Source organism: Streptomyces sp. NPDC048257, from assembly GCF_043201855.1.
In the GTDB taxonomy this organism is placed as follows: domain Bacteria; phylum Actinomycetota; class Actinomycetes; order Streptomycetales; family Streptomycetaceae; genus Streptomyces.
This window is the reverse complement of record NZ_JBICZI010000011.1, coordinates 21,827-43,179: the sequence shown is the minus strand read 5'-3', so window position 1 is coordinate 43,179 and position 21,353 is coordinate 21,827. Positions and strand designations below refer to the sequence as shown.

Here is a 21,353-nt window from a genome sequence, read left to right as displayed (position 1 = left end):
GTCACCACCGGGAGGCATGAGCACCATGGGAGCCACATCACACCAAGCCGGAGCCGCCGGCAGGGCACTGGCGGCCGACCGCCCCTCTTCCATCCGGAACGTCGTGCTGGTCGGCCACAGCGGATCCGGCAAGACCACGCTGGTCGAAGCCCTCGCCCTGACCGCGGGGGCGGTCAACCGGGCCGGTCGGGTCGAGGACGGCGCCACCGTCTCCGACTACGACGAGATCGAGCACCGCCGGCAGCGTTCCGTGCAGCTGTCCCTCGTCCCCGTCGAATGGGGCGGAATCAAGATCAATATCCTGGACACCCCCGGATACGCGGACTTCGTCGGGGAACTCAGGGCCGGTCTGCGCGCCGCGGACGCGGCCCTTTTCGTCGTCTCCGCCTCGGACGGGATCGACGGCGCCACCCGCATGGTCTGGGACGAGTGCGAGGCCGTCGGCATGCCCCGCGCCATCGTCGTGACCCATCTGGAGGCCGCCCGCTCCGACTACGCGCAGATGACCACCGTCTGCGGCGAGATCTTCGGTGCCGACGACCCCGACGCGGTCATCCCCCTCTACCTGCCCCTGCACGGCCCGGCCGGACCCGACGGCCACGCCCCCGTCACCGGCCTGCTCGGCCTGCTCTCCCGGCGCGTCTACGAGTACGCCTCGGGCGAGCGCGTGGAGCGCGACCCCGACCCCGCCGAGCTCTCCCTCATCACCGACGCCCGCGCCCGCCTCATCGAAGGGATCATCGCCGAGAGCGAGGACGAGAGCCTCATGGACCGCTACCTCGGCGGCGAGGAGATCGACCTCAAGACGCTCGTCGACGACCTGGAGCGGGCGGTGGCGCGCGGCACCTTCCACCCCGTCCTGATGGCCGCCCCCGCCACCGACGGCGCCCGCCAGGGCCTGGGCACCGTGGAACTCCTCGAACTGGTCACCGGCGGCTTCCCCACCCCCCTGGAACGCGCCGCCGTCACCGTCACCCGCCCCGACGGCTCCGCCCGCCCCGACGTCACCTGCGATCCCGACGGCTCCCTCGTCGCCGAGGTCGTCAAGACCTCCTCCGACCCCTACGTCGGCCGCGTCTCCCTCGTACGCGTCTTCTCCGGCACCCTGAAGGCCGACGAGACCGTCCACGTCAGCGGGCACGGCCTCGCCGACCGCGGGCACGAGGACCACGACATCGACGAGCGCGTCGGCACCCTCTCTTCCCCCTTCGGCAAACAGCAGCGCGTCCTCACCCGGTGCATCGCCGGCGACCTCGCCTGCGTCGCCAAACTCACCCGCGCGGAGACGGGCGACACCCTCTCCGCCAAGGACGACCCGCTCCTCATGCAGCCCTGGACCATGCCCGATCCGCTGCTCCCGCTCGCCATCGAGGCCCACAGCAAGGCCGACGAGGACAAGCTCTCCCAGGGCCTGGCCCGGCTCGTCGCCGAGGACCCCACCATGCGGCTGGAGCAGAACCCGCACACCCACCAGGTCGTCCTGTGGTGCCTGGGCGAGGCACACCAGGACGTCGCCCTGGAGCGGCTGCGCACCCGCTACGGCGTCCAGGTCGATCCCGTCCCGCACAAGGTGAGCCTGCGCGAGACCTTCGGCGCCAAGGCCTCCGGGCGCGGTCGGCACGTCAAACAGTCCGGTGGTCACGGCCAGTTCGCCATCTGCGAGATCGAGGTCGAGCCGCTCCCGCCCGGCAGCGGCATCGAGTTCGTCGACAAGGTGGTCGGGGGCTCCGTGCCCCGGCAGTTCATCCCGTCCGTGGAGAAGGGCGTACGGACGCAGGCCGCCCGCGGGGTGGCCGCCGGGTACCCGCTGGTCGACGTGCGCGTCACCCTCCTCGACGGCAAGGCGCACTCGGTGGACTCCTCCGACGCCGCCTTCCAGACGGCCGGGGCCCTGGCACTGCGCGAGGCCGCCGCCGAGGCCCGGATCGAGCTCCTCGAACCGGTCGCCGAGCTCGCCGTCCTCGTCCCCGACGAGTACGTCGGCCCGGTCATGAGCGACCTCGCGGGCCGCCGCGGCCGCGTCGTCGGCACCGACCAGGCCGGGCCGGGCCGCACCCGGGTCCGCGCCGAGATCCCCGAGATCGAGATCGGCCGCTACGCCGTCGAGCTGCGCTCCGTCTCGCACGGCACCGGCCGCTTCGCCCGTGCGTACGCCCGCCACGAGCCGATGCCGCCACAGATCGCGGACAAGGTGCGCGCACAGCCGGAGAAGGGAAGTTAAAGGGAAGCCGATGGGCGCAGGACCGGTTCGGCCGCCCACCCAACCAGCTTGCGGTGGGCGGCATTTCCCTGTCCCATGACCATGGGGCGGGATCCGCCGATAGGCTCGTCGGCGCACCAAAAGAGCACGAACGCACAGCGATGGGGGCAGCGGTGGCGGACGACGGATTCGACTTCAGGCCCGGAGCGCAGGTCCCGCTGCAGGGCGGCGGTGGGCAGACGGCGGCGACCAACGCCCTCGCCTCGGCCGCGTACCGCGACGGCGGCAAGGACAGCAAACTCGACGTCATACTCGGGGCCAACAACGAGCACCACCCGGCCACGGTCAAGCCCCCCAAGATCTCCCTCTTCGAGCCAAGCCTCGGCGAGGCCTTCTGCCGGGCCGTGGAGGCCCGCACCCTCGGCGCGGGCCGCAAGCCGCTCATCCAGTCCTTCGGCGCCGACCCGCAGACGGTGGTGGAGCACTGCCTGGCCGCCTCGCACATCCGCAAGGACCGCGACCGCAGGCTCCGGCTGATCATGCTGGTCTGCGGTGTGCTGTTCCTGCCCGGCCTGCTGCTGTGGCTGGGCCTGTTCCAGCTCCGCAAGAGCCTGGCCGGCAGGGAGGGCAGGGCCTCCTGGCTCGGCACCGTGCTCCTCGTCGGCGTCGGTGTCGTGGTGGCCGTCCTGATGTTCCGGCTGCCGCTGACCGGTTTCCTCGGCCTGTACGCCCGCGGCATGATCATCGCCCCGGCCCTGGGCTGGCTGCTGGCCCGCCGCACCTGCGAGGCCACGGCCAAGGACCTGCGCGCCCGCTGGGACGGACTGCTGTCGGGCGGCGGGGTCGGCGCCAAGGTCCCCGAGGCCGTGCCCGGCAACCCCGACGAGAAGGCGCGCGAGGACCTGCGCCACCAGCTCGCGAAACTGACCGCGGAGGACCGTAGCAACCAGGTCTTCTACGCGGGCCCCAAGGGCATCCTCGGCATGGGCACCCGGTGGGGCAGCTGGCAGATGGCCGAGGAGCTGGCCCCCAAGAGCGAGGGCATGGAGATCCACCCCTTCCGCAGCTGGGACGTCATACGCGGGATCGACGCCCAGCTCCGCAAGCTGGAGCGGGGTCCCCTGCACACCGGCGGCTTTCCGGCGGCCGCGATCCAGCACTGGATCGTCACCCCGATCGGCGAGGGCGCGGCCGAGGTGGCCCGCCCCGCCGGCGAGAACGTGGACGCCTTCCTCATCAAGCCGCACGAGATCACCCGGATCTGCAACGAGCAGCAGTTCAGCGCCGGAAACCGGCACTACCTGGGCATCCAGTACCCGCTCTGGGACGGCCAGCTGGTCATCAACATGCTGGTCACGGTCACCGTGCTCTACAAGACGCTGCGCGTGGACGTCACCGCGCACGCCCTGGGCCCCGTACACGGCCTGTTCACCAGCAAGTCCAAGGCGCCGACCGTCGAGGTGCCCAAGAGCATCCGCTTTTGGGAGACCGTGGAGCGCCCGCTGCCGCTGGTGGACGCCCAGGAGGTGGTACGCCTCGCCGTGCGGGCCCCGCTGACCTGGTACCCGCCGCTCCTGGAGTTCTTCGGCGGGAAGCTGGTCCTGCCCGAGCCCTTCGGCCTGCGCCACGTCTGGGCGAGCTCGATGTGGCGCCACCGGTTCATGGCGGACGACGCCCTGCGCACGGTGGCCCCGGTCCTGCGGTCGATCCACGCGGCGACCTTCAAGGTGCTCGAGGAGAACGGCGTCGACACCGACCGCTTCACCAACCGCTCCTCGATCATGAGCGGGCTCATCCAGGAGCCCTCCCCGCGCAAGGCCGACGTCTACGACGCGTAGCAGCCGGGCCTGAGTACGCTGGAGGGACGGCCGAGGAGGGACGATGACCGAGCGCAAGCCACCGGGTGTCAGCGTCGAGTCCTGGGTGGACCGGCAGATCCGGGAGGCCACCGAGCGGGGCGAGTTCGAGAACCTGCCGGGCTGGGGAAAGCCGCTGGCCTCGCTGGACGCGCCCTACGACGAGCTGTGGTGGATCAGGGGGAAGCTGCACCGCGAGGGCTTCGCCGTCCTGCCCCCGGCGCTCGCGCTGCGCAAGGAGGCCGAGGACGCCGTGGACAGGGTCCGGGCGGCCCGCTCCGAACGCCAGGTACGGGCGATCCTCACGGAGATCAACGAGAAGATCGGCGCGGCCCTGCGCATGCCCCCGCCGGGCCCGCCCCTGAGCCTGACCGAGTTCGACGTGGAGGCCGAAGTCGAGACCTGGCGCAGGACCCGCACGGACGGGGCCTAGGCAGCGTCTTGTCGATCCGGCCTGATCGACAAGACACCCCCTAGCCGACCGGCCAGGCGTCGGCGAGCATCTGGCGGGTGTCCGCCAGGAGTTGGGGCAGGACCTTGGTGTGGCCCACGACCGGCATGAAGTTCGTGTCGCCGCCCCAGCGGGGGACGATGTGCTGGTGCAGGTGCGCGGCGATGCCGGCGCCGGCGGCCGCGCCCTGGTTCATGCCGATGTTGAAGCCGTGCGCCCCCGAGGCCTTGCGCAGCGCGACCATCGCCCGCTTGGTGAGGTCGGCGAGCTCGTCCGTCTCCGGCCCGTCGAGCTCCGTGTAGTCGGCGACGTGCCGGTACGGGACGACCATCAGGTGGCCGCCGTTGTAGGGGTAGAGGTTCAGCACGGCGTACACGTGCCGGCCCCGGGCGACGACCAGGCCGTCCTGGTCGGACATCTCCGGAATGCCGCAGAAGGGACAGCCGTCCCCGGCCTCCGGGCCGGTCGGCTTGTTCTCCCCCTGGATGTAGGCCATCCGGTGGGGCGTCCACAGACGCTGGAACGCGTCCTGAGTGCCCACACCGATCTGCTGCTCCGGCTGAGTCGTCATGGCGGCAAGCATATGACCTTGGCTTCGCGGACGAGGAAGGCCCCCGGAAAGTGATCACTTCCGGGGGCCTTGCACCGACGGATCAGACCTGGACGCGGTCCGCGACGACCTTGGCGAGCTTGGCCAGCGCCTCGTCCTTGGCGATGCCGTTCTCCTGCGAACCGTCGCGGTAGCGGAAGGAGACGGTGCCCGCGGCCATGTCCTCGTCACCGACGATGATCATGAACGGGACCTTGAGCTTCTGGTGGTTGCGGATCTTCTTCTGCATGCGGTCGGAGGAGGCGTCCACCTCGACCCGCAGGCCCTGCTTCTTCGCCGCCGCGGCGAACTCCTGCAGGTACTCGACGTGCCCGTCGCCGATCGGGATGCCGACCGCCTGGACCGGGGCCAGCCACGGCGGCATGGCGCCCGCGTAGTGCTCCAGCAGCACGGCGAAGAACCGCTCGATCGAGCCGAAGAGCGCACGGTGGATCATGACCGGACGCTGGCGCGAGCCGTCGGGCGCGGTGTACTCGAGGTTGAACCGCTCCGGCAGGTTGAAGTCGAGCTGCACGGTCGACATCTGCCAGGTACGGCCGATGGCGTCCTTGCACTGGACCGAGATCTTCGGGCCGTAGAAGGCCGCGCCGCCCGGGTCCGGGACCAGCGGGAGACCCTGCTTCTCGGCGACCTGGGCGAGGACCGCGGTCGCCTCCTCCCAGGCCTCGTCCGAACCGACGAACTTCTCCGGGTCCTTGGTGGACAGCTCCAGGTAGAAGTCGGTCAGACCGTAGTCGCGCAGCAGGTTGAGCACGAAGGTGAGGGTCGTGTCGAGCTCCTCGGCCATCTGCTCACGGGTGCAGTAGATGTGCGCGTCGTCCTGGGTGAAACCGCGGGCGCGGGTCAGGCCGTGAACGACACCCGACTTCTCGTACCGGTACACGGTGCCGAACTCGAACAGGCGCAGCGGCAGTTCGCGGTAGGAGCGGCCGCGCGCGTCGAAGATCAGGTTGTGCATCGGGCAGTTCATGGGCTTGAGGTAGTAGTCGGTACCACCGTCGAGCTGCATGGGGGGGTACATGCCCTCCGCGTACCAGTCCAGGTGGCCGCTCTTCTCGAAGAGGGCGCCCTTGGTGGCGTGCGGGGAGTAGACGAACTCGTAGCCCTCCTCCTCGTGCCGCTTGCGCGAGTAGTCCTCCATGGTCCGGCGGATGATGCCGCCGCGCGGGTGGAAGACGGCGAGGCCGGAGCCGATCTCGTCCGGGATGGAGAAGAGGTCCAGCTCGTTGCCGAGCTTGCGGTGGTCGCGCTTCTCGGCCTCGGCCAGGAAGTCGAGGTGGGCCTTCAGCTCTTCCTTCGACGGCCAGGCGGTGCCGTAGATGCGCTGGAGCATCGGGTTCTTCTCGCTGCCGCGCCAGTAGGCGGCCGCGTTGCGCATGAGCTTGAACGCCGGGATGTTCCGGGTGGTGGGCAGGTGGGGACCGCGGCAGAGGTCCTTCCAGCACAGGTCGCCGGTCTTCGCGTCCAGGTTGTCGTAGATGGTCAGCTCGCCGCCGCCCACCTCGACGTTCGCGCCGTCGTCGGTGGACGCGGAGCCCTTGATGCCGATGAGCTCCAGCTTGTACGGCTCGTCGGCGAGCTCCTCGCGGGCCGCCTCGTCGGTGACCACGCGGCGGGAGAACTTCTGACCCCGCTTCTGGATCTCCTGCATCTTCTTCTCGATGGCCTTGAGGTCATCGGGGGTGAAGGGGCGGGCGACGTCGAAGTCGTAGTAGAAGCCGTTCTGGACCGGCGGGCCGATGCCCAGCTTGGCCTCGGGGAAGAGCTCCTGCACGGCCTGCGCCATGACGTGCGCGGTCGAGTGGCGCAGGATGTTCAGACCGTCCTCGGAGGAGATCTCCACCGGTTCGACGGTCTCGCCGTCCTGCACCTCGTACGCGAGGTCCTTCAGCTCACCTGCGATGCGCGCGGCGACGATGGTGCGCTCGCCGGCGAAGAGCTCAGCCGCCGTAGTGCCCGTGGCCACCACGCGCTCGTCCCGCTCGGAATCGCGTTGGATGATCACACGGACGTCTGACACCGGTCTCTCCTGACTCAGGGGTGCGCGGGCGAACGGCCGCGCGCCTGAATCGTACCGAGCGGAGTGGCTGCGCCGCTAAACGGTTACCGGGTGGGCCGCCCGACGGGGCCTCCCGGACCCGGCCCGGGACCCGGCCGGGCTGGGCCGGCCTGGCCTGGGCCGGCTCAGGCAGCGCTCCACCGCGAAGCCGTGGCTCCGGCCCGGGCGGGCGCAGGCGGGCTCGTGGGGTGGGCCCCCCGGGGGGCGTCTCCTCGGCTCACGAGCCCTTCGCCGGGTCGGCCCGTTGCCCGGCGGTGGGTTCGCTCGACCTGCGGGGACGCCCCGGTGTGCCCCCACCCCACCGGAAACTCAGGGCCTGTCGGCGCAAGGCACGGATAGCGTGGCCCGGACCGCCCCACTCCCCGGAGGGACCCGCATGCCCATACGTCCGCTGGACCTGACCGACGATGCCATCGCCGATGCCGTTTACCGGATCGGGCGGGCCGCGTACGCGGTGGAGGCGCAGCTGATCGGCTTCGACGGCATCCCGGCGCTGGGCGAGAGCCTCACGGAGATGAGGGCCCGCCCGCTGCACTGGCTCGGAGCGTTTTCGGGGGACGGCTCACTCGACGGCTTCCTCGCGTGGGAAGTGGAGGGGGAGGGGATCTGCATCGATCGGCTGTGTGTGGATCCGGGGCGGTTTCGCCGGGGCGTCGCCTCCCTGCTGTTGCGCCACGTCCTGGCGGAGCTGTTCCCGGGGCGTCCCGTCGAGGTGACGACGGGCGCCGCCAACGCCCCCGCGGTGACCCTCTACGAACGTCTGGGCTTCGCTCGGGGGCCGGACTTCTCCCCCGCGCCGGGGCTGACCATGGCCTCCTTCGCCCGCGCCGCCGGGTGCGGCCCGTGGGAGGGTGGAAGGGGATCTTCCGATCTGGGGTGAGGTGACACCCATGAGAGGTGCGGGGAGAGCGGTTGCCTTGGCCGCCGCGACGGCCGTCACGGCGGGCGGGCTGCTCGCCGGGACCACCGCGGTGGCGGCGCCGGTCGCCGCGTGCACCGGGGAGCAGCTCTCGGCCTCCGGTGCGGTGCGTACGGACTCCACGCGGGTGCGGTTCACCGTGGTCAACGACGGCCCGGCCTGCGAACTGCGCGGATTCCCGACGGTGGCCCTCGCGGGCCAGGGCTCGCCGGACCGGAACCAGCCGCTGCGCGTCATTCCCCGGGGCGAGGCCCGGCCGGTGCTGCTGTCCGAGGGCGGGACCGCCTCCTCGGTCCTGACCTTCACCCCGGTCCTCGGCGAGGCGGACGGGTACTGCGCCTCCGGCGCCGCTCCGGCCGTCGCGCCCTCGCTGGTGGTCGGCATCGCGGGCATGGGCTTCCAGGTGGCGCCCTCCGACGGCGGCCGGTTCGCCCTCTGCGGCAACACCGTCCGCGCCACCGCCTTCCGCTAGTGCTGTGGCCGGAAAGGTTTGCCGGGTCGCGGCGTCCGGTGCGGTGCATCGCCAGGCGGAGGGCCACGGCTCGTACTGGACGTCCTTCCGTGGTCCGACAACGCCGCGAGGTGCCGTGCCGGGCGTCGCGACCCGGTGAACCTTTCCGGTCACGGCACTAGTCGTCGGAGGGCAGGACGTCCTCCGGGTCGAAGGCCGCGTCCAGGGACTTCATCAGCCGGTCCCGCTCGACCTCGTCCATCGGTACCGGCGTCACGTCCGCCGCGTCGGACAGCCGCCGGAAGCCGCCCCGCCGTTGCAGTCGCCCGGTGACCCGGACCGGCAGGCCCACCAGGTGGGCGTGGCCCGCGATGCGGTACGCCTCCTCGTCGAGCGCCGCCCGGACGTACGGGACCTCCGCGCCGGCCAGCACGCGCAGCCGGACGGTGCCCCCTCCCCCGGCGGCCTTGCGCCGCATCCGCACCACGGCCCCCGCGAGCCGGACCTGTACGGCGGGTTCCGCGCGGGTGTAGCGGGCTGCGGCCTCCCGCAGGACGGGCAGGTCGCCCGGGGAGAACTCGACCGGCTCTGGGCGGGCCGCGCAGCCCGCCGGGACTCCCGCCGCGGGTGCCCAGGCCAGCGCGATCCGGGCGCCCTCCGAGCCCCGGACCAGGCGGATGAGCGCCTCGGCCAGTTCCCGGCTGACCCCGGCCGCCACCGCCGCGTCGAAGGCCTCCATGCCGCCGGTGGCCCGCCGGTAGTCCACCGCCTCGCGGGCCGCGTGCAGGGCGTGGTGCAGCCGGGTCACGGGTCCGCGGCCGCCGTCCACGGGGACGTACGCGGTCAGCCGCCGACCGCCCGGGGAGGGCCCCACCAGGACGCCGTCCAGGGTGCGTTCGGCCTGTGCCTGGTGCCGGGCCCCGTAGTACCCGGCGCGGGCCCGGTCGGCGAGGGCCGCCGCGAGCAGGAGCCGGCGGGCGGCCGAGCGCAGCTGTTCCTGTACGGGCCAGGCGGCCTCGCCCCGGATCCCGTAGGGCCCCTCCGGGATCTCCCGCTCCCAGCGGATCTCGTCGCTGGGCACGCTCAGCCCGAGGAGCACCTCGCGCGCCGAGGGCAGGCCGCCGTGCGCGAGGGCGGCGAGCGCCTCCTCCAGCAGGTCCGCGCAGTCGGGGAAGGTGCGGCTCTCGGGGACGAGGAGGCTGGTGCCCGAGCGCCCGGGCGGGGTCCAGCGGCCGTACCGCCCGGCCGCGCCGCCACGCCGCAGCCACCCGTGCCGGTGCAGCAGCGCCCCCAGCACCTGCGGGTCGACCTGCGCCGGATCGGGACCGCCCGACGGGTACTGCGGGGACGGGAGCGGTTCGAGGTGCGGTGAGTGCAGGTTCATCAGGGTGTCCCTCCCGACCCGACCCGGGTCATGATCTCGCACAGCGCACGGTCGTCGAAGATCCGCGTGGTGGGGATCCGTACGGTGGTGCGGCGCCGGCCGGTCACGGGGTGCCCGGCGAGGTTGGTCCAGTAGCAGCAGTGCCTCAGGTCGAGCCGGTCGTGCCCGGCGGCGAGCCACTGGTCGCGCTCCCTCGGTACGAGCATCACGACGAGGATCTTGTGGACGGCGACGGGTGTCCGGGCCAGCTTCACCAGGTGCTCGTTGTCGAGGGTGAAGCCGAAGGTGGCCCCGGCCGGCCGCGGCGGTGTCTGGTAGGTCGCCTTGAGCTGCACCTTGATGGTGACCTCGTCGTCGACGACGTGTTCGGGTGCCCCGTGGGAGACGTGCCAGTCGATGCCGTTGTCGGGGAAGGGCTGGGAGAGCGAGCACCCCGCGGCGGCCGCGACGGCGTGCAGGTATCCCACCTGGAGGGTCTCCATACAGGCGGTGGTGGCGAGTGTGCCGCGCAGGGCTGCGGTCCGCGGACCTGTCCCCTCGTGCAGCACCCCACCCGGTTCGGGCTGTGTGAGCGCCATGGCCGGCTCCCCATGCCTTGCGGGCTCTGCCGCGAGCGTGCTGGGTGACGACCGGTCATGCGTACGGTCCCCCAAGGAAGTTGTCTCCGCACCCGAGTGCCCGCAAACGGCGTACGGGGCAAACAGCCCGGGTATCACCGATGCGGCGGGGGTGGTGTGTTCAGGAAGCTCCACCCGCCGCTCGGGGACGAGGAGTTCGCCATGACACGCTGGTACGAGGGCCCGCTGGCCGCATTCGACACGGAGACCACCGGGGTGGACGTCGAGCAGGACCGGATCGTGTCCGCCGCGCTCGTCGTCCAGGAGTGTGCGGGCGGCCGGGTCCGCACCACGCGCTGGCTGGTCAATCCCGGGGTTCCGGTGCCCCCTGGCGCCACGGAAGTGCACGGGCTGACCGACGAGCACCTGCAGCGTCACGGGCGCTGGCCGGCGCCGGTGGTGGAGGAGATAGCCCGGGCGCTCGGGGAGCAGCAGGTGGCGGGCCGGCCGGTGGTGGTGATGAACGCGCCGTTCGATCTGACGCTGCTGGACCGGGAGTTGCGCCGGCACCGGGCGTCGTCGCTGTCGCGTTACCTGGACAACCGGCCGCTGACGGTGCTGGATCCGCGGGTGCTGGACAAGCACCTGGACCGGTACCGCAAGGGGCGCCGGACGCTGACGGACCTGTGCGCGCACTACGGGATCGAGCTGGAGGGCGCGCACGACGCGGCGGCGGACGCGATGGCCTCGCTGGAGCTCGTCCGGGCGGTGGGCCGGCGGTTCGCGGCCCGGCTGGAGCGGCTGTCGCCGGCCGAGCTGCACACCCTGCAGGCCGTGTGGCACGCGGCGCAGGCGCGCGGTCTGCAGGCGTGGTTCGCGCGTCAGGGGACACCGGAGGCGGTGGATCCGCACTGGCCGCTGCGGCCGGACCTGTCGACGGCCGCGTAGGCGTGGCCGCAAGCGGGGCCCGAACATGCGGAAGGCCGGTCCGTCTGGGACGGACCGGCCTCTCCCGGTGGGCGATACTGGGATCGAACCAGTGACCCCTTCGGTGTGAACGAAGTGCTCTCCCGCTGAGCTAATCGCCCGGGAACGCACCGAACAATACAGAAGGCCCGGGGCTGGTTCAAACCGCTTCCCCCGGCACGGCCCCCCGTCCGCACGTCAGGTACCTACTCAGGGCACATCTGAGTACGCACGCCCATGTCCTGACTGCGTGACCGGCGCCACACTCCGGATATGAACACCCCACTGCCGCCCGCCGAAGAGCTGGCGCTCATCGACCGCGAGCTGGCCCAACTCGATGCCCGGCGGCTGTATTTGCTGAGCCGCCGGGACTGGCTGCTGCGGCTCCTGCAGCAGGCCGGCGCCGCGCCCGCTCCGGTGCGCTGGGGGCCCGCCGCGTCCGCCGCGCCCACCGGGCCCGCCAAGGAGGCCTCGGCTCCGAGCGCGCAGAACGTGCTGCTCGCCTTGGGCGCGGTGCTGCTGGCGGTCGCCGCGCTCGCGTTCACGCTGGTCAGCTGGGGGTCCATGGGGATCGCCGGGCGCTCGGCGGTGCTGGCCGCGGTGACGGCGGCGGCGCTGGGCGCGCCCGTGCTCCTGCTGCGCCGCGGTCTGCGGTCGACGGCGGAGTCGGTCGCGGCGGTGGGGCTGCTGCTGACGGTGCTCGACGCGTACGCGCTGTACGCGGTCGGCCTGGCGGACCTCGACGGCACCGGTTACGCGGCGGGGGCGGCCGCCGTGCTGGCGGCGGTGTGGGCCGGGTACGGCGCGGGCCTGCGCACCCTGCGGATCCCGCTGCCGGCGGCGGTGCTGGCCGCGCAGCTCCCGGTGCCGCTGGCGGCGCTGGCCGCGCAGCCGGGCCCGCTGGGACTCGGCTGGGCTCTGCTGGCGACGGCGGCGCTGGACGCCGCGCTCGCCCTGCGGGTCAGGTGGGCGGTTATCCCCGCTGCCGTGCTGGGCTCGGTGGCGCTGCTGACCGGGGCCGCCCAGTCGTGGTCGGCCGGTTCGGCGGGCCAGGCCCTGGCCCCGGCGGCGCTGCTGCTGGCGGGCGCGGGCCTCGGGGTGGCGGTGGCCTGGCGGGAGCCGCGCGCCTCGGCCGCGGCGCTGGTGGCCGCCCTGGCGGCGGTGGCCGGCCTGGGCGGGGTGGCCCGTCCGGGCCTGGAGCCGGCCTGGACCGTGGTGGTGCACCTGCTGCTGGCGCTGCCGCTGCTGGCGGCGGTACGGGTTCCCGCGCTCCCGGCGGCGGTCCGGCGCGGGCTGGCCCGGGGCGGGGCGGCGGTGGTGGCCCTCGCGGCGCTGTCGGCGGGCTCCGCGGTGGTTCCGGTCCTGGTGACCCGGCTCCGGGTGCTGGCCGAGGTGTGGGCGCCGACGACCCCGGACCTGGATCCGTACGGGCCGGGTCCGGCGGCCGCGGTGGCCCTGCTGATCTCGGCGGGGGCGGCCTGGTGGCTGTCGCGGGCGCTGTCCCGGCCGGAGCCGCTGGTGGTGGCGGTGGTCCTGGCCTGGTCGGGACTGTTCACGGCCCCGGTGCTGCTCGGCTTCCCGGTGGCGGCGGTCTTCGTCGCGCAGCTCGCGGTGGCGGGCGCGGCGGGGGTCCTCGCCCTGCGCACTCCGGCACGCGGGGCCCGGATCGCGGCCGCCGCGTGCGCGCTGATCGGCGCCGCGAACGTGTCCCTGGGTGCGCTGGACGGCCGGGCGGCGACCTTCGCGGTGTGGGGCCTGCTGGGGGCGGGCTGTGGGGCGGGAGCGGCGTACGGGCCGGCTCCGCGGCCGGTCCGTTCCGGAGCGGCCATGTGCGCGGTCGGGTACGCCACGGGCGTGCTGGTGGCGGTGGGCGCGGTGACGGAGGTGGCGGTGGTCTGGTGGTCCCTGCCGGTGCTCACGGTCCCGGCCGTGGTGGCGGCGCTCGGGCCGCGGCTGGGCGGGGTCCGGCTGTCCGCCGAGATCGCGGCGGCCGTGGCGGGCGCGGCGGCGGTGGCCCTGTCGGCCGGGCGACCGGGAACGCTGGCACTGGTCCTGGCGCTGGCCGGGGTGATCTGCGCGGGGGCCGCGGTGCGGCCGGACCGCCGGGTGCTGGGCTGGGCGGCGGGGGCGCTGTTCGCGGCGGCGACCTGGGTCCGGCTGGCCGAGGCCGGGGTGACCGCGCCGGAGGCCTACACGCTGCCGGTGACGGTGCCCGCCCTGGTGGTGGGCCTCCTGCGGCGCCGCAGGGACCCGCAGGCCTCGTCCTGGACGGCGTACGGCCCTGGGCTCGCGGCGACGCTGCTGCCGAGCCTGCTGGCGGCTTGGGGGGACCCGGACTGGATGCGCCCGCTGCTGCTCGGGGTGGCCGCGCTGGCGGTGACCCTGACGGGCGCCCACCGGCGGCTGCAGGCCCCGCTCCTGCTGGGCGGTGCGGTGCTGGCGGCGGTGGCGGTGCACGAGCTGGCCCCGTACGTGGTGCAGGTCGCCGGGGCGCTGCCGCGCTGGGTGCCGCCGGCCCTGGCGGGCCTGCTGCTGCTGGCGGTGGGGGCGACGTACGAGCGGCGCCTGCGCGACGCCCGCCGGCTGCGGGCCGCGATCGGCCGGCTGCGGTAGCGGAAACGCCAGAGGCCCGGAGACTTTGAAAGTCTCCGGGCCTCTGGTCCGGGTGGGCGATACTGGGTTCGAACCAGTGACCCCTTCGGTGTGAACGAAGTGCTCTCCCACTGAGCTAATCGCCCGGACGCACCGCAAACATTACCGCATGTCAGCGGTGCTCCTTGACCATCACTGGTCCTTGAGGTTCCAGGGCAGGACGAGCCCGTACTTCCACAGGTAGAAGCCGATCAGGGCGCCCGCGATGACGAGGCCCACGCTGGTCAGGATGATGTTGCGGCGGCGGACCTTGGGGTCGAGCGCCTTCTGTGCGGCCTCGGTGACCTTCCGCTTGGTCCAGCGCAGCACGAGGTGGGCCCAGGCGAACTCGGTGGCCCAGATCGCCAGGCCCGCGAAGATCGCGACCCAGCCGGGGCCGGGCAGCACGAGCATGGCGATGCCGGCGCCGATCACCGCGAGGCCGACGATGAAGACGCCGACCTGCCAGCTCAGGTGCAGGCTCCGGTTCCGCTTGATGAAGGCCGGGGCCTTCGACACGTGCGGCGTTTCCTCGGCTGCCTCGGCCGCGGCTTCCGCGCCGGATGCGTTGGCGGACGCCGTGGCCGATTCGTCAGCGGCGGACCCATGCGTTCCGCGGTCACTCCCCGTATTCATGGGTCCGAATCTACCGGAGCGGGATGCACACGTGAATGCAGGTTTGGATCCGCCGTCCGAGGGACCCAGAGGTCCGCAAAACGGTCAGAGGGGTTTACAACGGCACCGTAGGTGGCATGTCGATTTCGCCGACGTGCGAATCCCCGAGCGCACACTGAGCGAAAGGCCCTGGCGCTTATGAACACCACGGTCAGCTGCGAGCTGCACCTGCGCCTCGTTGTGTCGAGCGAGTCCTCACTGCCTGTTCCCGCGGGCCTGCGGTATGACACGGCCGACCCCTACGCCGTGCACGCCACCTTCCACACCGGCGCCGAGGAGACGGTCGAATGGGTATTCGCCCGCGACCTCCTCGCGGAGGGCCTCCACCGGCCCACCGGTACCGGCGACGTCCGCGTATGGCCGTCCCGCAGCCACGGTCAGGGCGTCGTCTGCATCGCCCTGAGCTCACCGGAGGGAGAAGCACTGCTCGAAGCACCTGCCCGAGCACTCGAGTCGTTCCTCAAGCGGACGGACGCCGCGGTCCCACCCGGGACCGAGCACCGGCACTTCGACCTCGACAAGGAGCTCTCCCACATCCTGGCCGAAAGCTGAGCCAGGCCTACAGCCGCTCGACACCGTCCGACTCGGGGCGACGGTGCGGGTCGGCCGACAACCACATACGCAGTGCCGGCGCTGTTCCCGCGGAAGCCAACCGCGAGGACGGCGCCGGTCTGCTTCGACGGGACCCGCTATTGTCGGGCGGCAGTGGCGGCGCCTTTCCCGTCGCCGCAGGCCCGGCCCCTGAGGGAGACCCCGTGCAGATCCCCCACGACACCCGTCGCGCGCTCGACGTCGTCGTCGCGCTGGTGAACACCGCGGCCGAAACGGACCAGCCCGACGGGCTCTCGGACATCGGCGCGCTGCGCGGATTCGTCCAGGAGTACTCGATCAGCGACGTCGGCGAGCTCAGCGCCCGCGACCTGGCCGGCGTGCGGACCGTGCGCAGCAAGTTCGCCCAGGTCTTCGCCTCGCCGAACCCGCGTGCGGCTTCCATACTGATCAACGAGCTCGTGGCCACGGCCGGCACCACGCCGCAGCTGACCGACCACGACGGCTACGACTGGCACGTGCACTACTTCGCGCCGGGCGCGTCGGTGGGCGACCACCTGGCGGCCGACGGCGGCATGGCCCTGGCCTTCATCGTGGTCTCCGGCGAACAGGAACGGCTGCGCCGCTGCGAGGCCCCGGACTGCCGGCGGGCCTTCGTGGACCTGTCCCGCAACCGCTCCCGGCGCTACTGCGACAGCCGGACCTGCGGGAACCGGCTGCACGTGGCGGCGTACCGGGCGCGGCGCAAGGAGGCCGACGCGGAGGCGTCAGAGCAGGAAGAGATCGTGCACGGCGGCAAGCAGCAGCAGGATGCCGATCACCGCTAGGAAGATCATCAGGGGTGGTTGGGAGAGCGCGAAGAGACAGCCTCGCGGCTCCTCGACGACAGGGGCGGGTACCGGCGGCTCACCATGCGATGTGTCGAACATGTCGGGCCGATGATGGCGCAGGGCACCACCGCCCGCCCCTCAACACGCCAACATCCGCGCGGGAGTTCGCCCGATCTTGTGGACGAGCCGGGGCTCGGGCCGGATCCCGGACTCAGATCCCGTGCTTCTTGAGAATGGCCTCGATGTCGGAGAAGTCGTCCGCGGGGGCGGTGGGCTGGGGCTGCGAACCGGCTCGGGCGCTGCCCAGGGACGGCGCGGAGGCCGACGGGGCGACGGCCTCGGTGACCGGGCTCCCCTTGACCTTCTTCGCGGGCTTCGCGGGCTTCCCGGAGGCGGCGAGGCTGCGGCGCTCGATGGCGCGGGTGGTCATGAAGAGCAGCCAGGACACGCCCAGCAGCCCGAAGCCGGCCCAGACGGTCGGGTCGAAGACCATCCCGGACACCCACTCGACGAACCCCGTCATCACCAGGGCGACCGGCACCAGCGCGTAGGCGGCGATCCGCGCGGCGGCCAGGAAGCGCTTGCGGTAGGCGGTCACCGCGGCGAGGCCCAGGCCCGCCGCTGACACCGCGGAGCAAATGGTCTCGGCAAGCATGCGGTCCTCCGGACTGTCGGCGGGGTGACGATCTGTCCCTGTCCATCCTGCACCGGCCACCGCCGCAGCGGCCAGGTCCGAAGGCGCACCCGTACGGATCTCCGGGACATCTCCGGGTCGCGGCTCCTCCCCAGGTCCCGGTCGGTGGGGCGGGCGGGGGCTGGGAGACTGTCCGTATGACCGATTCCGTGATCCTCGACGTCTGGTGCGAACTGCAGTGCCCGGACTGCCACCGCGCCCTGGACGACGTACGCGCCCTGCGGGCCCGCTACGGCGACCGGCTGGACATCCGGCTGCGCCACTTCCCCCTGGAGAAGCACAAGGACTCCTTCGCCGCGGCGCAGGCCGCCGAGGAGGCCGCTCTGCAGGGTCAGGGCTGGCCCTACGCGGAGGCCGTGCTGGCGCGCACCGCCGAGCTGGCCGAGCGCGGCGAGCCGGTCCTGCTGGACGTGGCGCGTGAACTGGGTCTCGACGTCGAGGAGTTCGACACCGCCCTGATCGACGGGCGGCACATCCTGATCGTCGACGCCGACCAGGCCGAGGGCAAGGCGATCGGCGTGACCGGCACGCCGACGTACGAGATCGACGGACAGCGTCTCGACGGCGGCAAGAGCCAGGACGGTCTGCGCGCCCGCATCGAGGAGATCGCGGACCGTCTGCTGGCCACCCCCTAGAGCAGGTCCTTGGCGAAGTTGAAGTGGGTGGGACGGTAGTCGAGGGACTGGTACAGCCGCAGGGCCGGGGTGTTGTCGGTGAAGACCTGGAGCGCCAGCAGCCGGTGGCCCTCGGCGAGGGCCGAGCGCTCGGCGAGCAGCATCAGGTGGCGGCCGTGCCCGCGGCCCCGGTGCTCGGCCCCCACCGCGATGTCGTAGACGTACGAGCCCTCCCCGCGCGGCGCGAGCCACACGTGGCCGACGGGCGCTCCGTCCGCCTCGAGGACGACGAAGGTGGCTCCCGGAGTCGCCGGGCCCCGGGGCAGCCGGCTCTCGTGGTCGGCCACGGACTTGGCGCGGGCGGCCTCTTCGGACATGCCGCGGCTGCTCCAGTTCGCGGCGTACGCGTCGACGGCCCCGGCGTGCCAGACCTCGTACTCGGCGTCCGTCATGGGCCGCCCGAGCACCCCCTCGGGGAGGACGGGCGGCTCGGCCGGCAGGTCCTTGGCCATGTTGCGGCTGTACTCGGCGTACCCCAGGGCCCGAGCCATGCACAGGCCGCCCTCCGAGTCGGCCGGAACCGTGACGCGGACCCGGCGGCAGCCCCAGCCGCGCAGTACCTCCTCGGCGGCGAGCGCGGCCACGGTCGCCCGGCCCCGCCGCCGGTCCCCCTCCTCGACGTCCAGGTCGCGGATCTCCCCGACCGTCGGCCCGAAGGGGGTGTCGGAGGCGATCAGCAGGGCGCCGACCGGCCTGCTGTTGACCCGGATCTCGTACGGGCGCGACCGCGCCCCGCCCGCCGTGCGCTGGAGCGGCCCGGACGGCCGCAGGGTGGTGGTCATCCCCCGAGTTCTACCCCTCCCGCGGCCGCCGCGACAGCCCTTACGGGTCGAGGTCCGCGCCGGACATCACCTCGAAGATCCGCATCACCTCGGCCGTGACGGGTCCGGGGGCGGTGCCCAGCTCACGGTCGTCGATCCGCAGCACCGCCTGGGCGTCGCGCAGCGAGGAGGTCAGGAAGATCTCCTCGGCCCGCTCCAGCGCCTCGAAGGGCAGGTCGGTCTCCTTGGCGCCGGCCCAGTCGATGATCAGGGCCCGGGTGATGCCGGCCAGGCAGCCGGAGTCCAGCGGCGGGGTGTGCAGTTCTCCGTCGAGTACGACGAAGACGTTGGAGCCGGTGCCCTCGCAGAGACGGCCGAGGGTGTTGGCGAGGAGCGCCTCGGAGGCGCCGGCCCGGTGCGCGGCGGCGAGGGCGACCACGTTCTCGGCGTACGAGGTGGTCTTCAGCCCGGCCACGGCGGAGCGCTCGTTGCGTACCCAGGGCACCGTGACGACGGCGGTGGTGTCCGGGCGGCGGGAGGACTCCGCGACGGCGGCGATCAGGGTGGTCCCGGAGTCCCCGCGGTCGGAGCCGAGGGGGGAGACCCCGCCGGTGTAGGTGACGCGCAGCCGCCCGTGCTCCACCGGTTCGGCCTCCAGTACGGCGGCGCAGGCACGGCGGACCTCGTCCAGGTCGGGGTCCGGCAGGCCCAGGCCCCGGGCCGAGCGGGTGAGCCGTTCCAGGTGGCGGGTGAGGGCGAAGGCGTGGCCGCGCTCCGCCTTCAGCGTCTCGAAGACGCCGTCACCCACGGTCAGGCCGTGGTCGAGGACGGACACCTTCGCGCTGTTGACCTCGGTCAGCGCTCCGTCGAGCCAGATTCTCATGGTGCGGTCCTTCCGATCGTGCCGTTCGTCCCCTGGGTGCCGTCCACCTCGTGACCCATTGCCACCCGCAGCAGGCGGGCGGCCTTGAGTTCGGTCTCCGCCCACTCGCGGTCGGGATCGGAGCCCCAGGTGATGCCCGCGCCGGTGCCGAAGAGCAGGCGGGGGCCGCCGGGTGCCGCGCGGTCGATCCAGAAGGTGCGGATGCCGACGGCGAGCTCGGCGGTGCCCCGGTCGGCGTCGACCCAGCCGATGCCTCCGCAGTAGGGGCCGCGGGGGACGGTCTCCAGGGCGTCGATGATCCGCAGGGCGGAGGATTTGGGGGCGCCCGTGACGGATCCGGGCGGGAAGGTGGCGGCGAGCAGCTCGGGCCAGCCGGCGCCGTCGGCGAGCTCACCGCTGACGACGGAGACGAGGTGGACCAGACCCGGGTGCTCCTCGACGGCGCACAGCTCGGGGACGGCGACGGAGCCGGTGGCGCAGACCCGGCCGAGGTCGTTGCGTACGAGGTCCACGATCATCACGTTCTCGGCGTGGTCCTTGGGGAGCAGGTCGTCGACGGTGCGGCCGGTGCCCTTGATGGGTCCGGACTCGACGTGGCGGCCGGCCCGGCGCAGGTACAGCTCGGGGGAGGCGGTGGCGATCTCGACTCCGTGCGCGGCCAGGCGAATCGTTCCTGCGAAGGGTGCGGGGTTGCCGCGCGCGAGGAGCGCGGTGAGCGCGTCGACGTCGGCGCGGTCCGGGTGGGGCAGCGGTGCGGACATCACGCGGCACAGATTGGCCTGGTAGACCTCACCGGCGGCGATGTGCTCGCGGACGCGCCGGACGCCGGCCACGTACGCGGCGCGGTCGAGCGAGGAGGTCCACCGGTCGGCCTGGGGGCCGTGCCAGGCGCCGGGCACGGGCGCGGGGACGGGCTCGTGGCGGACGTCGCCGAAGCGCGCGCAGACGAGCCGCCCCTCGAAGTCGGCGGACACCGCCCAGAAGCCGGCGGAGTCGAGAGCGGCGGGGTCGCTGGTGACGTCCCGGAGGTCGGTCGCGAGGAGGCCGCCGAAGCGGGCCATGGGGGGCAGGTCGTGCACGGCTGCGAGTCTATGACCGGTGAGGACGTGGCGCCGGTGCGGTGACGGGCGGGTGACCTGTGGTGATCGAGCGGCAGCACGCTGCGGAAACGCGTTTTTGAGCTGGCCCGGGAATCCGCTAGAGTTCAACACGTCGCCAGGCAGCGAAGGGGAAAACCCCCGGAGCGAACACGGTGACCTGCGGACGTAGCTCAGTTGGTAGAGCACCACCTTGCCAAGGTGGATGTCGCGAGTTCGAGTCTCGTCGTCCGCTCGAAGTGGGGGATCTTCCCGAGAATCCCTGCAGCTCCATGGTGGAGTGGCCGAGAGGCGAGGCAACGGCCTGCAAAGCCGTCTACACGGGTTCAAATCCCGTCTCCACCTCCAAGGACGATTAGCTCAGCGGGAGAGCGCTTCCCTGACACGGAAGAGGTCACTGGTTCAATCCCAGTATCGTCCACTGATCCGCAAGGATCCCCGCGCGATTAGCTCAGCGGGAGAGCGCTTCCCTGACACGGAAGAGGTCACTGGTTCAATCCCAGTATCGCGCACGCATCACCCCGCATTACCTGCTTGACCTGCGGCTTTCGAGCCGTGGAGCCCGCGCGATTAGCTCAGCGGGAGAGCGCTTCCCTGACACGGAAGAGGTCACTGGTTCAATCCCAGTATCGCGCACCGACCGAAAGCCCCGGCCGTTCTCACGGCCGGGGCTTTCGCGTTCCTCCGCACGAGTGGGCGCAGCCGCCGCTTCCCCGGTCCGGGCATGAAAAAGGGTGCTGCCCGTCCGACTCCCCAGTCGTACGGGCAGCACCCTTCACCTGCCGTCCGTCCGTCGCTCCCCCGTCCCCACGGAGTTCGACAGGCCGATGTCCCGGTCCGGGCCGCTCTCCCGGACCTGGGGCGCCGCTCAGCGCCCCAGCATCAGGCCTACGGACGACGCCTGCGCCGCCAGCTGATCGAAGCCTCCGAAGAGGAAGAGCAGCAGGGCGGCCAGGGGGAGCACCATCGCCGCCGCCACCAGCGGGTGGCGGGTGCCGGACTCGTGGCCGTTGAACGCGAATGCCTTGCGTCCCTGCCGTGCGATGTCCGCCATGGCCCTCTCCCTGTCGTTTGGCAGCGGCGGGCTTGTGACCTCGGGGGACGAG

At 72.6% G+C, this 21,353-nt stretch carries 20 protein-coding genes and 7 tRNA genes; 15 read left to right on the top strand and 12 right to left on the bottom strand.

Translation table 11 applies throughout. The annotated features are described in order from the left end of the window. Positions 1-25: 25 nt before the first annotated feature. From ACGFZK_RS21915 to ACGFZK_RS21905, 3 genes are all read left to right on the top strand, one after another. Positions 26-2,221, top strand: a complete 2,196-nt coding sequence (locus tag ACGFZK_RS21915) for an elongation factor G-like protein EF-G2 (protein WP_393850554.1) — start codon at positions 26-28, stop codon at positions 2,219-2,221. 152 nt (positions 2,222-2,373) lie between these two features. Then, the gene (locus ACGFZK_RS21910; RefSeq protein WP_393850553.1) at positions 2,374-4,038 is read left to right on the top strand and encodes a hypothetical protein; all 1,665 of its coding nucleotides are present in this window, start codon (positions 2,374-2,376) and stop codon (positions 4,036-4,038) included. Positions 4,039-4,081: 43 nt separating this feature from the next. Continuing rightward, entirely contained in the window at positions 4,082-4,489 is a 408-nt protein-coding gene (locus ACGFZK_RS21905) for a DUF1992 domain-containing protein (RefSeq protein WP_393850552.1), read from the top strand. A gap of 40 nt (positions 4,490-4,529) precedes the next feature. On the opposite strand, the gene ACGFZK_RS21900 is transcribed toward ACGFZK_RS21905, so the two are convergent. Both ACGFZK_RS21900 and thrS read right to left on the bottom strand, forming a co-directional pair. After that, a complete protein-coding gene (locus ACGFZK_RS21900) occupies positions 4,530-5,090 on the bottom strand; it encodes an HIT family protein (protein WP_393850551.1) in 561 nt (186 codons plus the stop codon). Positions 5,091-5,160: 70 nt separating this feature from the next. Continuing rightward, positions 5,161-7,137 (bottom strand): threonine--tRNA ligase, encoded by a 1,977-nt coding sequence (thrS, locus tag ACGFZK_RS21895; RefSeq protein ID WP_393850550.1) that lies wholly within the window; start codon positions 7,135-7,137, stop codon positions 5,161-5,163. A 415-nt stretch (positions 7,138-7,552) separates the two neighbouring features. Here thrS and ACGFZK_RS21890 point away from each other — a divergent pair, with 415 nt between their 5' ends. Both ACGFZK_RS21890 and ACGFZK_RS21885 read left to right on the top strand, forming a co-directional pair. Next, complete coding sequence (locus ACGFZK_RS21890) at positions 7,553-8,056, top strand: GNAT family N-acetyltransferase (protein WP_393850549.1); 504 nt, start codon at positions 7,553-7,555, stop codon at positions 8,054-8,056. Between the two features lie 37 nt (positions 8,057-8,093). Beyond that, positions 8,094-8,567, top strand: coding sequence for a DUF4232 domain-containing protein (locus tag ACGFZK_RS21885; protein ID WP_393850548.1), 474 nt, complete (start codon positions 8,094-8,096; stop codon positions 8,565-8,567). Between the two features lie 157 nt (positions 8,568-8,724). Here ACGFZK_RS21885 and ACGFZK_RS21880 read toward each other — a convergent pair whose 3' ends face one another. Beyond that, positions 8,725-9,930: a hypothetical protein gene (locus ACGFZK_RS21880; protein ID WP_393850547.1), complete on the bottom strand. Its 1,206-nt coding sequence runs from the start codon at positions 9,928-9,930 to the stop codon at positions 8,725-8,727. Beyond that, positions 9,930-10,508, bottom strand: a complete 579-nt coding sequence (locus tag ACGFZK_RS21875) for a DUF4365 domain-containing protein (protein ID WP_393850546.1) — start codon at positions 10,506-10,508, stop codon at positions 9,930-9,932. The genes ACGFZK_RS21880 and ACGFZK_RS21875 overlap by 1 nt, the downstream gene beginning before the upstream one ends. Positions 10,509-10,709: 201 nt before the next feature. Here ACGFZK_RS21875 and ACGFZK_RS21870 point away from each other — a divergent pair, with 201 nt between their 5' ends. Next, complete coding sequence (locus ACGFZK_RS21870; protein WP_393850545.1) at positions 10,710-11,435, top strand: 3'-5' exonuclease; 726 nt, start codon at positions 10,710-10,712, stop codon at positions 11,433-11,435. A gap of 68 nt (positions 11,436-11,503) precedes the next feature. Here ACGFZK_RS21870 and ACGFZK_RS21865 read toward each other — a convergent pair. Further along, a tRNA-Val gene (locus ACGFZK_RS21865) sits at positions 11,504-11,575 on the bottom strand. A 151-nt stretch (positions 11,576-11,726) separates the two neighbouring features. Between ACGFZK_RS21865 and ACGFZK_RS21860 the strand changes: the two genes are divergently transcribed. Beyond that, a complete protein-coding gene (locus tag ACGFZK_RS21860; protein WP_393850544.1) occupies positions 11,727-14,066 on the top strand; it encodes an SCO7613 C-terminal domain-containing membrane protein in 2,340 nt (779 codons plus the stop codon). 53 nt (positions 14,067-14,119) lie between these two features. On the opposite strand, the gene ACGFZK_RS21855 is transcribed toward ACGFZK_RS21860, so the two are convergent. Together ACGFZK_RS21855 and ACGFZK_RS21850 are read right to left on the bottom strand one after the other, a co-directional pair. Beyond that, positions 14,120-14,191: transfer RNA gene (locus tag ACGFZK_RS21855), tRNA-Val, on the bottom strand. A gap of 46 nt (positions 14,192-14,237) precedes the next feature. After that, positions 14,238-14,720 (bottom strand): TIGR02611 family protein, encoded by a 483-nt coding sequence (locus ACGFZK_RS21850; RefSeq protein ID WP_393850543.1) that lies wholly within the window; start codon positions 14,718-14,720, stop codon positions 14,238-14,240. A 177-nt stretch (positions 14,721-14,897) separates the two neighbouring features. Between ACGFZK_RS21850 and ACGFZK_RS21845 the strand changes: the two genes are divergently transcribed. Then, the gene (locus ACGFZK_RS21845; protein WP_030011909.1) at positions 14,898-15,311 is read left to right on the top strand and encodes an SsgA family sporulation/cell division regulator; all 414 of its coding nucleotides are present in this window, start codon (positions 14,898-14,900) and stop codon (positions 15,309-15,311) included. A 203-nt stretch (positions 15,312-15,514) separates the two neighbouring features. Continuing rightward, on the top strand, positions 15,515-16,135 hold the full coding sequence (locus tag ACGFZK_RS21840) for a CGNR zinc finger domain-containing protein (RefSeq protein ID WP_393850542.1): 621 nt from the start codon (positions 15,515-15,517) through the stop codon (positions 16,133-16,135). Positions 16,136-16,349: 214 nt separating this feature from the next. Here ACGFZK_RS21840 and ACGFZK_RS21835 read toward each other — a convergent pair whose 3' ends face one another. Beyond that, on the bottom strand, positions 16,350-16,793 hold the full coding sequence (locus ACGFZK_RS21835) for a hypothetical protein (RefSeq protein ID WP_393850541.1): 444 nt from the start codon (positions 16,791-16,793) through the stop codon (positions 16,350-16,352). A gap of 176 nt (positions 16,794-16,969) precedes the next feature. Between ACGFZK_RS21835 and ACGFZK_RS21830 the strand changes: the two genes are divergently transcribed. After that, positions 16,970-17,467 carry a DsbA family protein gene (locus ACGFZK_RS21830; RefSeq protein ID WP_393850540.1) on the top strand — a complete coding sequence of 166 codons (498 nt, stop codon included), beginning with the start codon at positions 16,970-16,972 and terminating at the stop codon, positions 17,465-17,467. On the opposite strand, the gene ACGFZK_RS21825 is transcribed toward ACGFZK_RS21830, so the two are convergent. From ACGFZK_RS21825 to ACGFZK_RS21815, 3 genes are read right to left on the bottom strand one after another with little or no spacing between them, the layout of a single operon-like run. Beyond that, a complete protein-coding gene (locus tag ACGFZK_RS21825) occupies positions 17,464-18,288 on the bottom strand; it encodes a GNAT family N-acetyltransferase (protein ID WP_393850539.1) in 825 nt (274 codons plus the stop codon). The two genes, ACGFZK_RS21830 and ACGFZK_RS21825, sit on opposite strands and share 4 nt — an antisense overlap. Positions 18,289-18,328: 40 nt before the next feature. Next, positions 18,329-19,150: an aminotransferase class IV gene (locus tag ACGFZK_RS21820; protein ID WP_393850538.1), complete on the bottom strand. Its 822-nt coding sequence runs from the start codon at positions 19,148-19,150 to the stop codon at positions 18,329-18,331. Then, entirely contained in the window at positions 19,147-20,229 is a 1,083-nt protein-coding gene (locus ACGFZK_RS21815) for a chorismate-binding protein (RefSeq protein ID WP_393850537.1), read from the bottom strand. Before ACGFZK_RS21815 ends, ACGFZK_RS21820 begins: the two co-directional genes overlap by 4 nt. Before the next feature lie 180 nt (positions 20,230-20,409). On the opposite strand from ACGFZK_RS21815, the gene ACGFZK_RS21810 reads away from it, so the two are divergent. The 5 genes from ACGFZK_RS21810 (at position 20,410) to ACGFZK_RS21790 (ending at position 20,883) form a co-directional block, all read left to right on the top strand. Next, positions 20,410-20,482: transfer RNA gene (locus tag ACGFZK_RS21810), tRNA-Gly, on the top strand. Positions 20,483-20,521: 39 nt separating this feature from the next. Beyond that, a tRNA-Cys gene (locus tag ACGFZK_RS21805) sits at positions 20,522-20,595 on the top strand. 1 nt (position 20,596) lies between these two features. Next, positions 20,597-20,668, top strand: a tRNA-Val gene (locus ACGFZK_RS21800). A 19-nt stretch (positions 20,669-20,687) separates the two neighbouring features. Next, a tRNA-Val gene (locus ACGFZK_RS21795) sits at positions 20,688-20,759 on the top strand. A 52-nt stretch (positions 20,760-20,811) separates the two neighbouring features. Beyond that, positions 20,812-20,883: transfer RNA gene (locus tag ACGFZK_RS21790), tRNA-Val, on the top strand. A gap of 232 nt (positions 20,884-21,115) precedes the next feature. Here the strand turns inward: ACGFZK_RS21790 and ACGFZK_RS21785 are convergent. Next, on the bottom strand, positions 21,116-21,301 hold the full coding sequence (locus tag ACGFZK_RS21785; protein WP_030387161.1) for a hypothetical protein: 186 nt from the start codon (positions 21,299-21,301) through the stop codon (positions 21,116-21,118). Between the last annotated feature and the right edge of the window lie 52 nt (positions 21,302-21,353).

Bases quoted from the DNA above. Each gene is read 5' to 3' on its own strand.
- ACGFZK_RS21915 (WP_393850554.1), top strand. From the start codon at position 26: ATGGGAGCCACATCACACCAAGCCGGAGCCGCCGGCAGGGCACTGGCG.
- ACGFZK_RS21905 (WP_393850552.1), top strand. From the start codon at position 4,082: ATGACCGAGCGCAAGCCACCGGGTGTCAGCGTCGAGTCCTGGGTGGAC.
- ACGFZK_RS21900 (WP_393850551.1), bottom strand. From the start codon at position 5,090: ATGCTTGCCGCCATGACGACTCAGCCGGAGCAGCAGATCGGTGTGGGC.
- ACGFZK_RS21890 (WP_393850549.1), top strand. From the start codon at position 7,553: ATGCCCATACGTCCGCTGGACCTGACCGACGATGCCATCGCCGATGCC.
- ACGFZK_RS21880 (WP_393850547.1), bottom strand. From the start codon at position 9,930: ATGAACCTGCACTCACCGCACCTCGAACCGCTCCCGTCCCCGCAGTAC.
- ACGFZK_RS21875 (WP_393850546.1), bottom strand. From the start codon at position 10,508: ATGGCGCTCACACAGCCCGAACCGGGTGGGGTGCTGCACGAGGGGACA.
- ACGFZK_RS21870 (WP_393850545.1), top strand. From the start codon at position 10,710: ATGACACGCTGGTACGAGGGCCCGCTGGCCGCATTCGACACGGAGACC.
- ACGFZK_RS21860 (WP_393850544.1), top strand. From the start codon at position 11,727: ATGAACACCCCACTGCCGCCCGCCGAAGAGCTGGCGCTCATCGACCGC.
- ACGFZK_RS21850 (WP_393850543.1), bottom strand. From the start codon at position 14,720: ATGAATACGGGGAGTGACCGCGGAACGCATGGGTCCGCCGCTGACGAA.
- ACGFZK_RS21845 (WP_030011909.1), top strand. From the start codon at position 14,898: ATGAACACCACGGTCAGCTGCGAGCTGCACCTGCGCCTCGTTGTGTCG.
- ACGFZK_RS21835 (WP_393850541.1), bottom strand. From the start codon at position 16,793: ATGCTTGCCGAGACCATTTGCTCCGCGGTGTCAGCGGCGGGCCTGGGC.
- ACGFZK_RS21830 (WP_393850540.1), top strand. From the start codon at position 16,970: ATGACCGATTCCGTGATCCTCGACGTCTGGTGCGAACTGCAGTGCCCG.
- ACGFZK_RS21825 (WP_393850539.1), bottom strand. From the start codon at position 18,288: ATGACCACCACCCTGCGGCCGTCCGGGCCGCTCCAGCGCACGGCGGGC.
- ACGFZK_RS21820 (WP_393850538.1), bottom strand. From the start codon at position 19,150: ATGAGAATCTGGCTCGACGGAGCGCTGACCGAGGTCAACAGCGCGAAG.
- ACGFZK_RS21785 (WP_030387161.1), bottom strand. From the start codon at position 21,301: ATGGCGGACATCGCACGGCAGGGACGCAAGGCATTCGCGTTCAACGGC.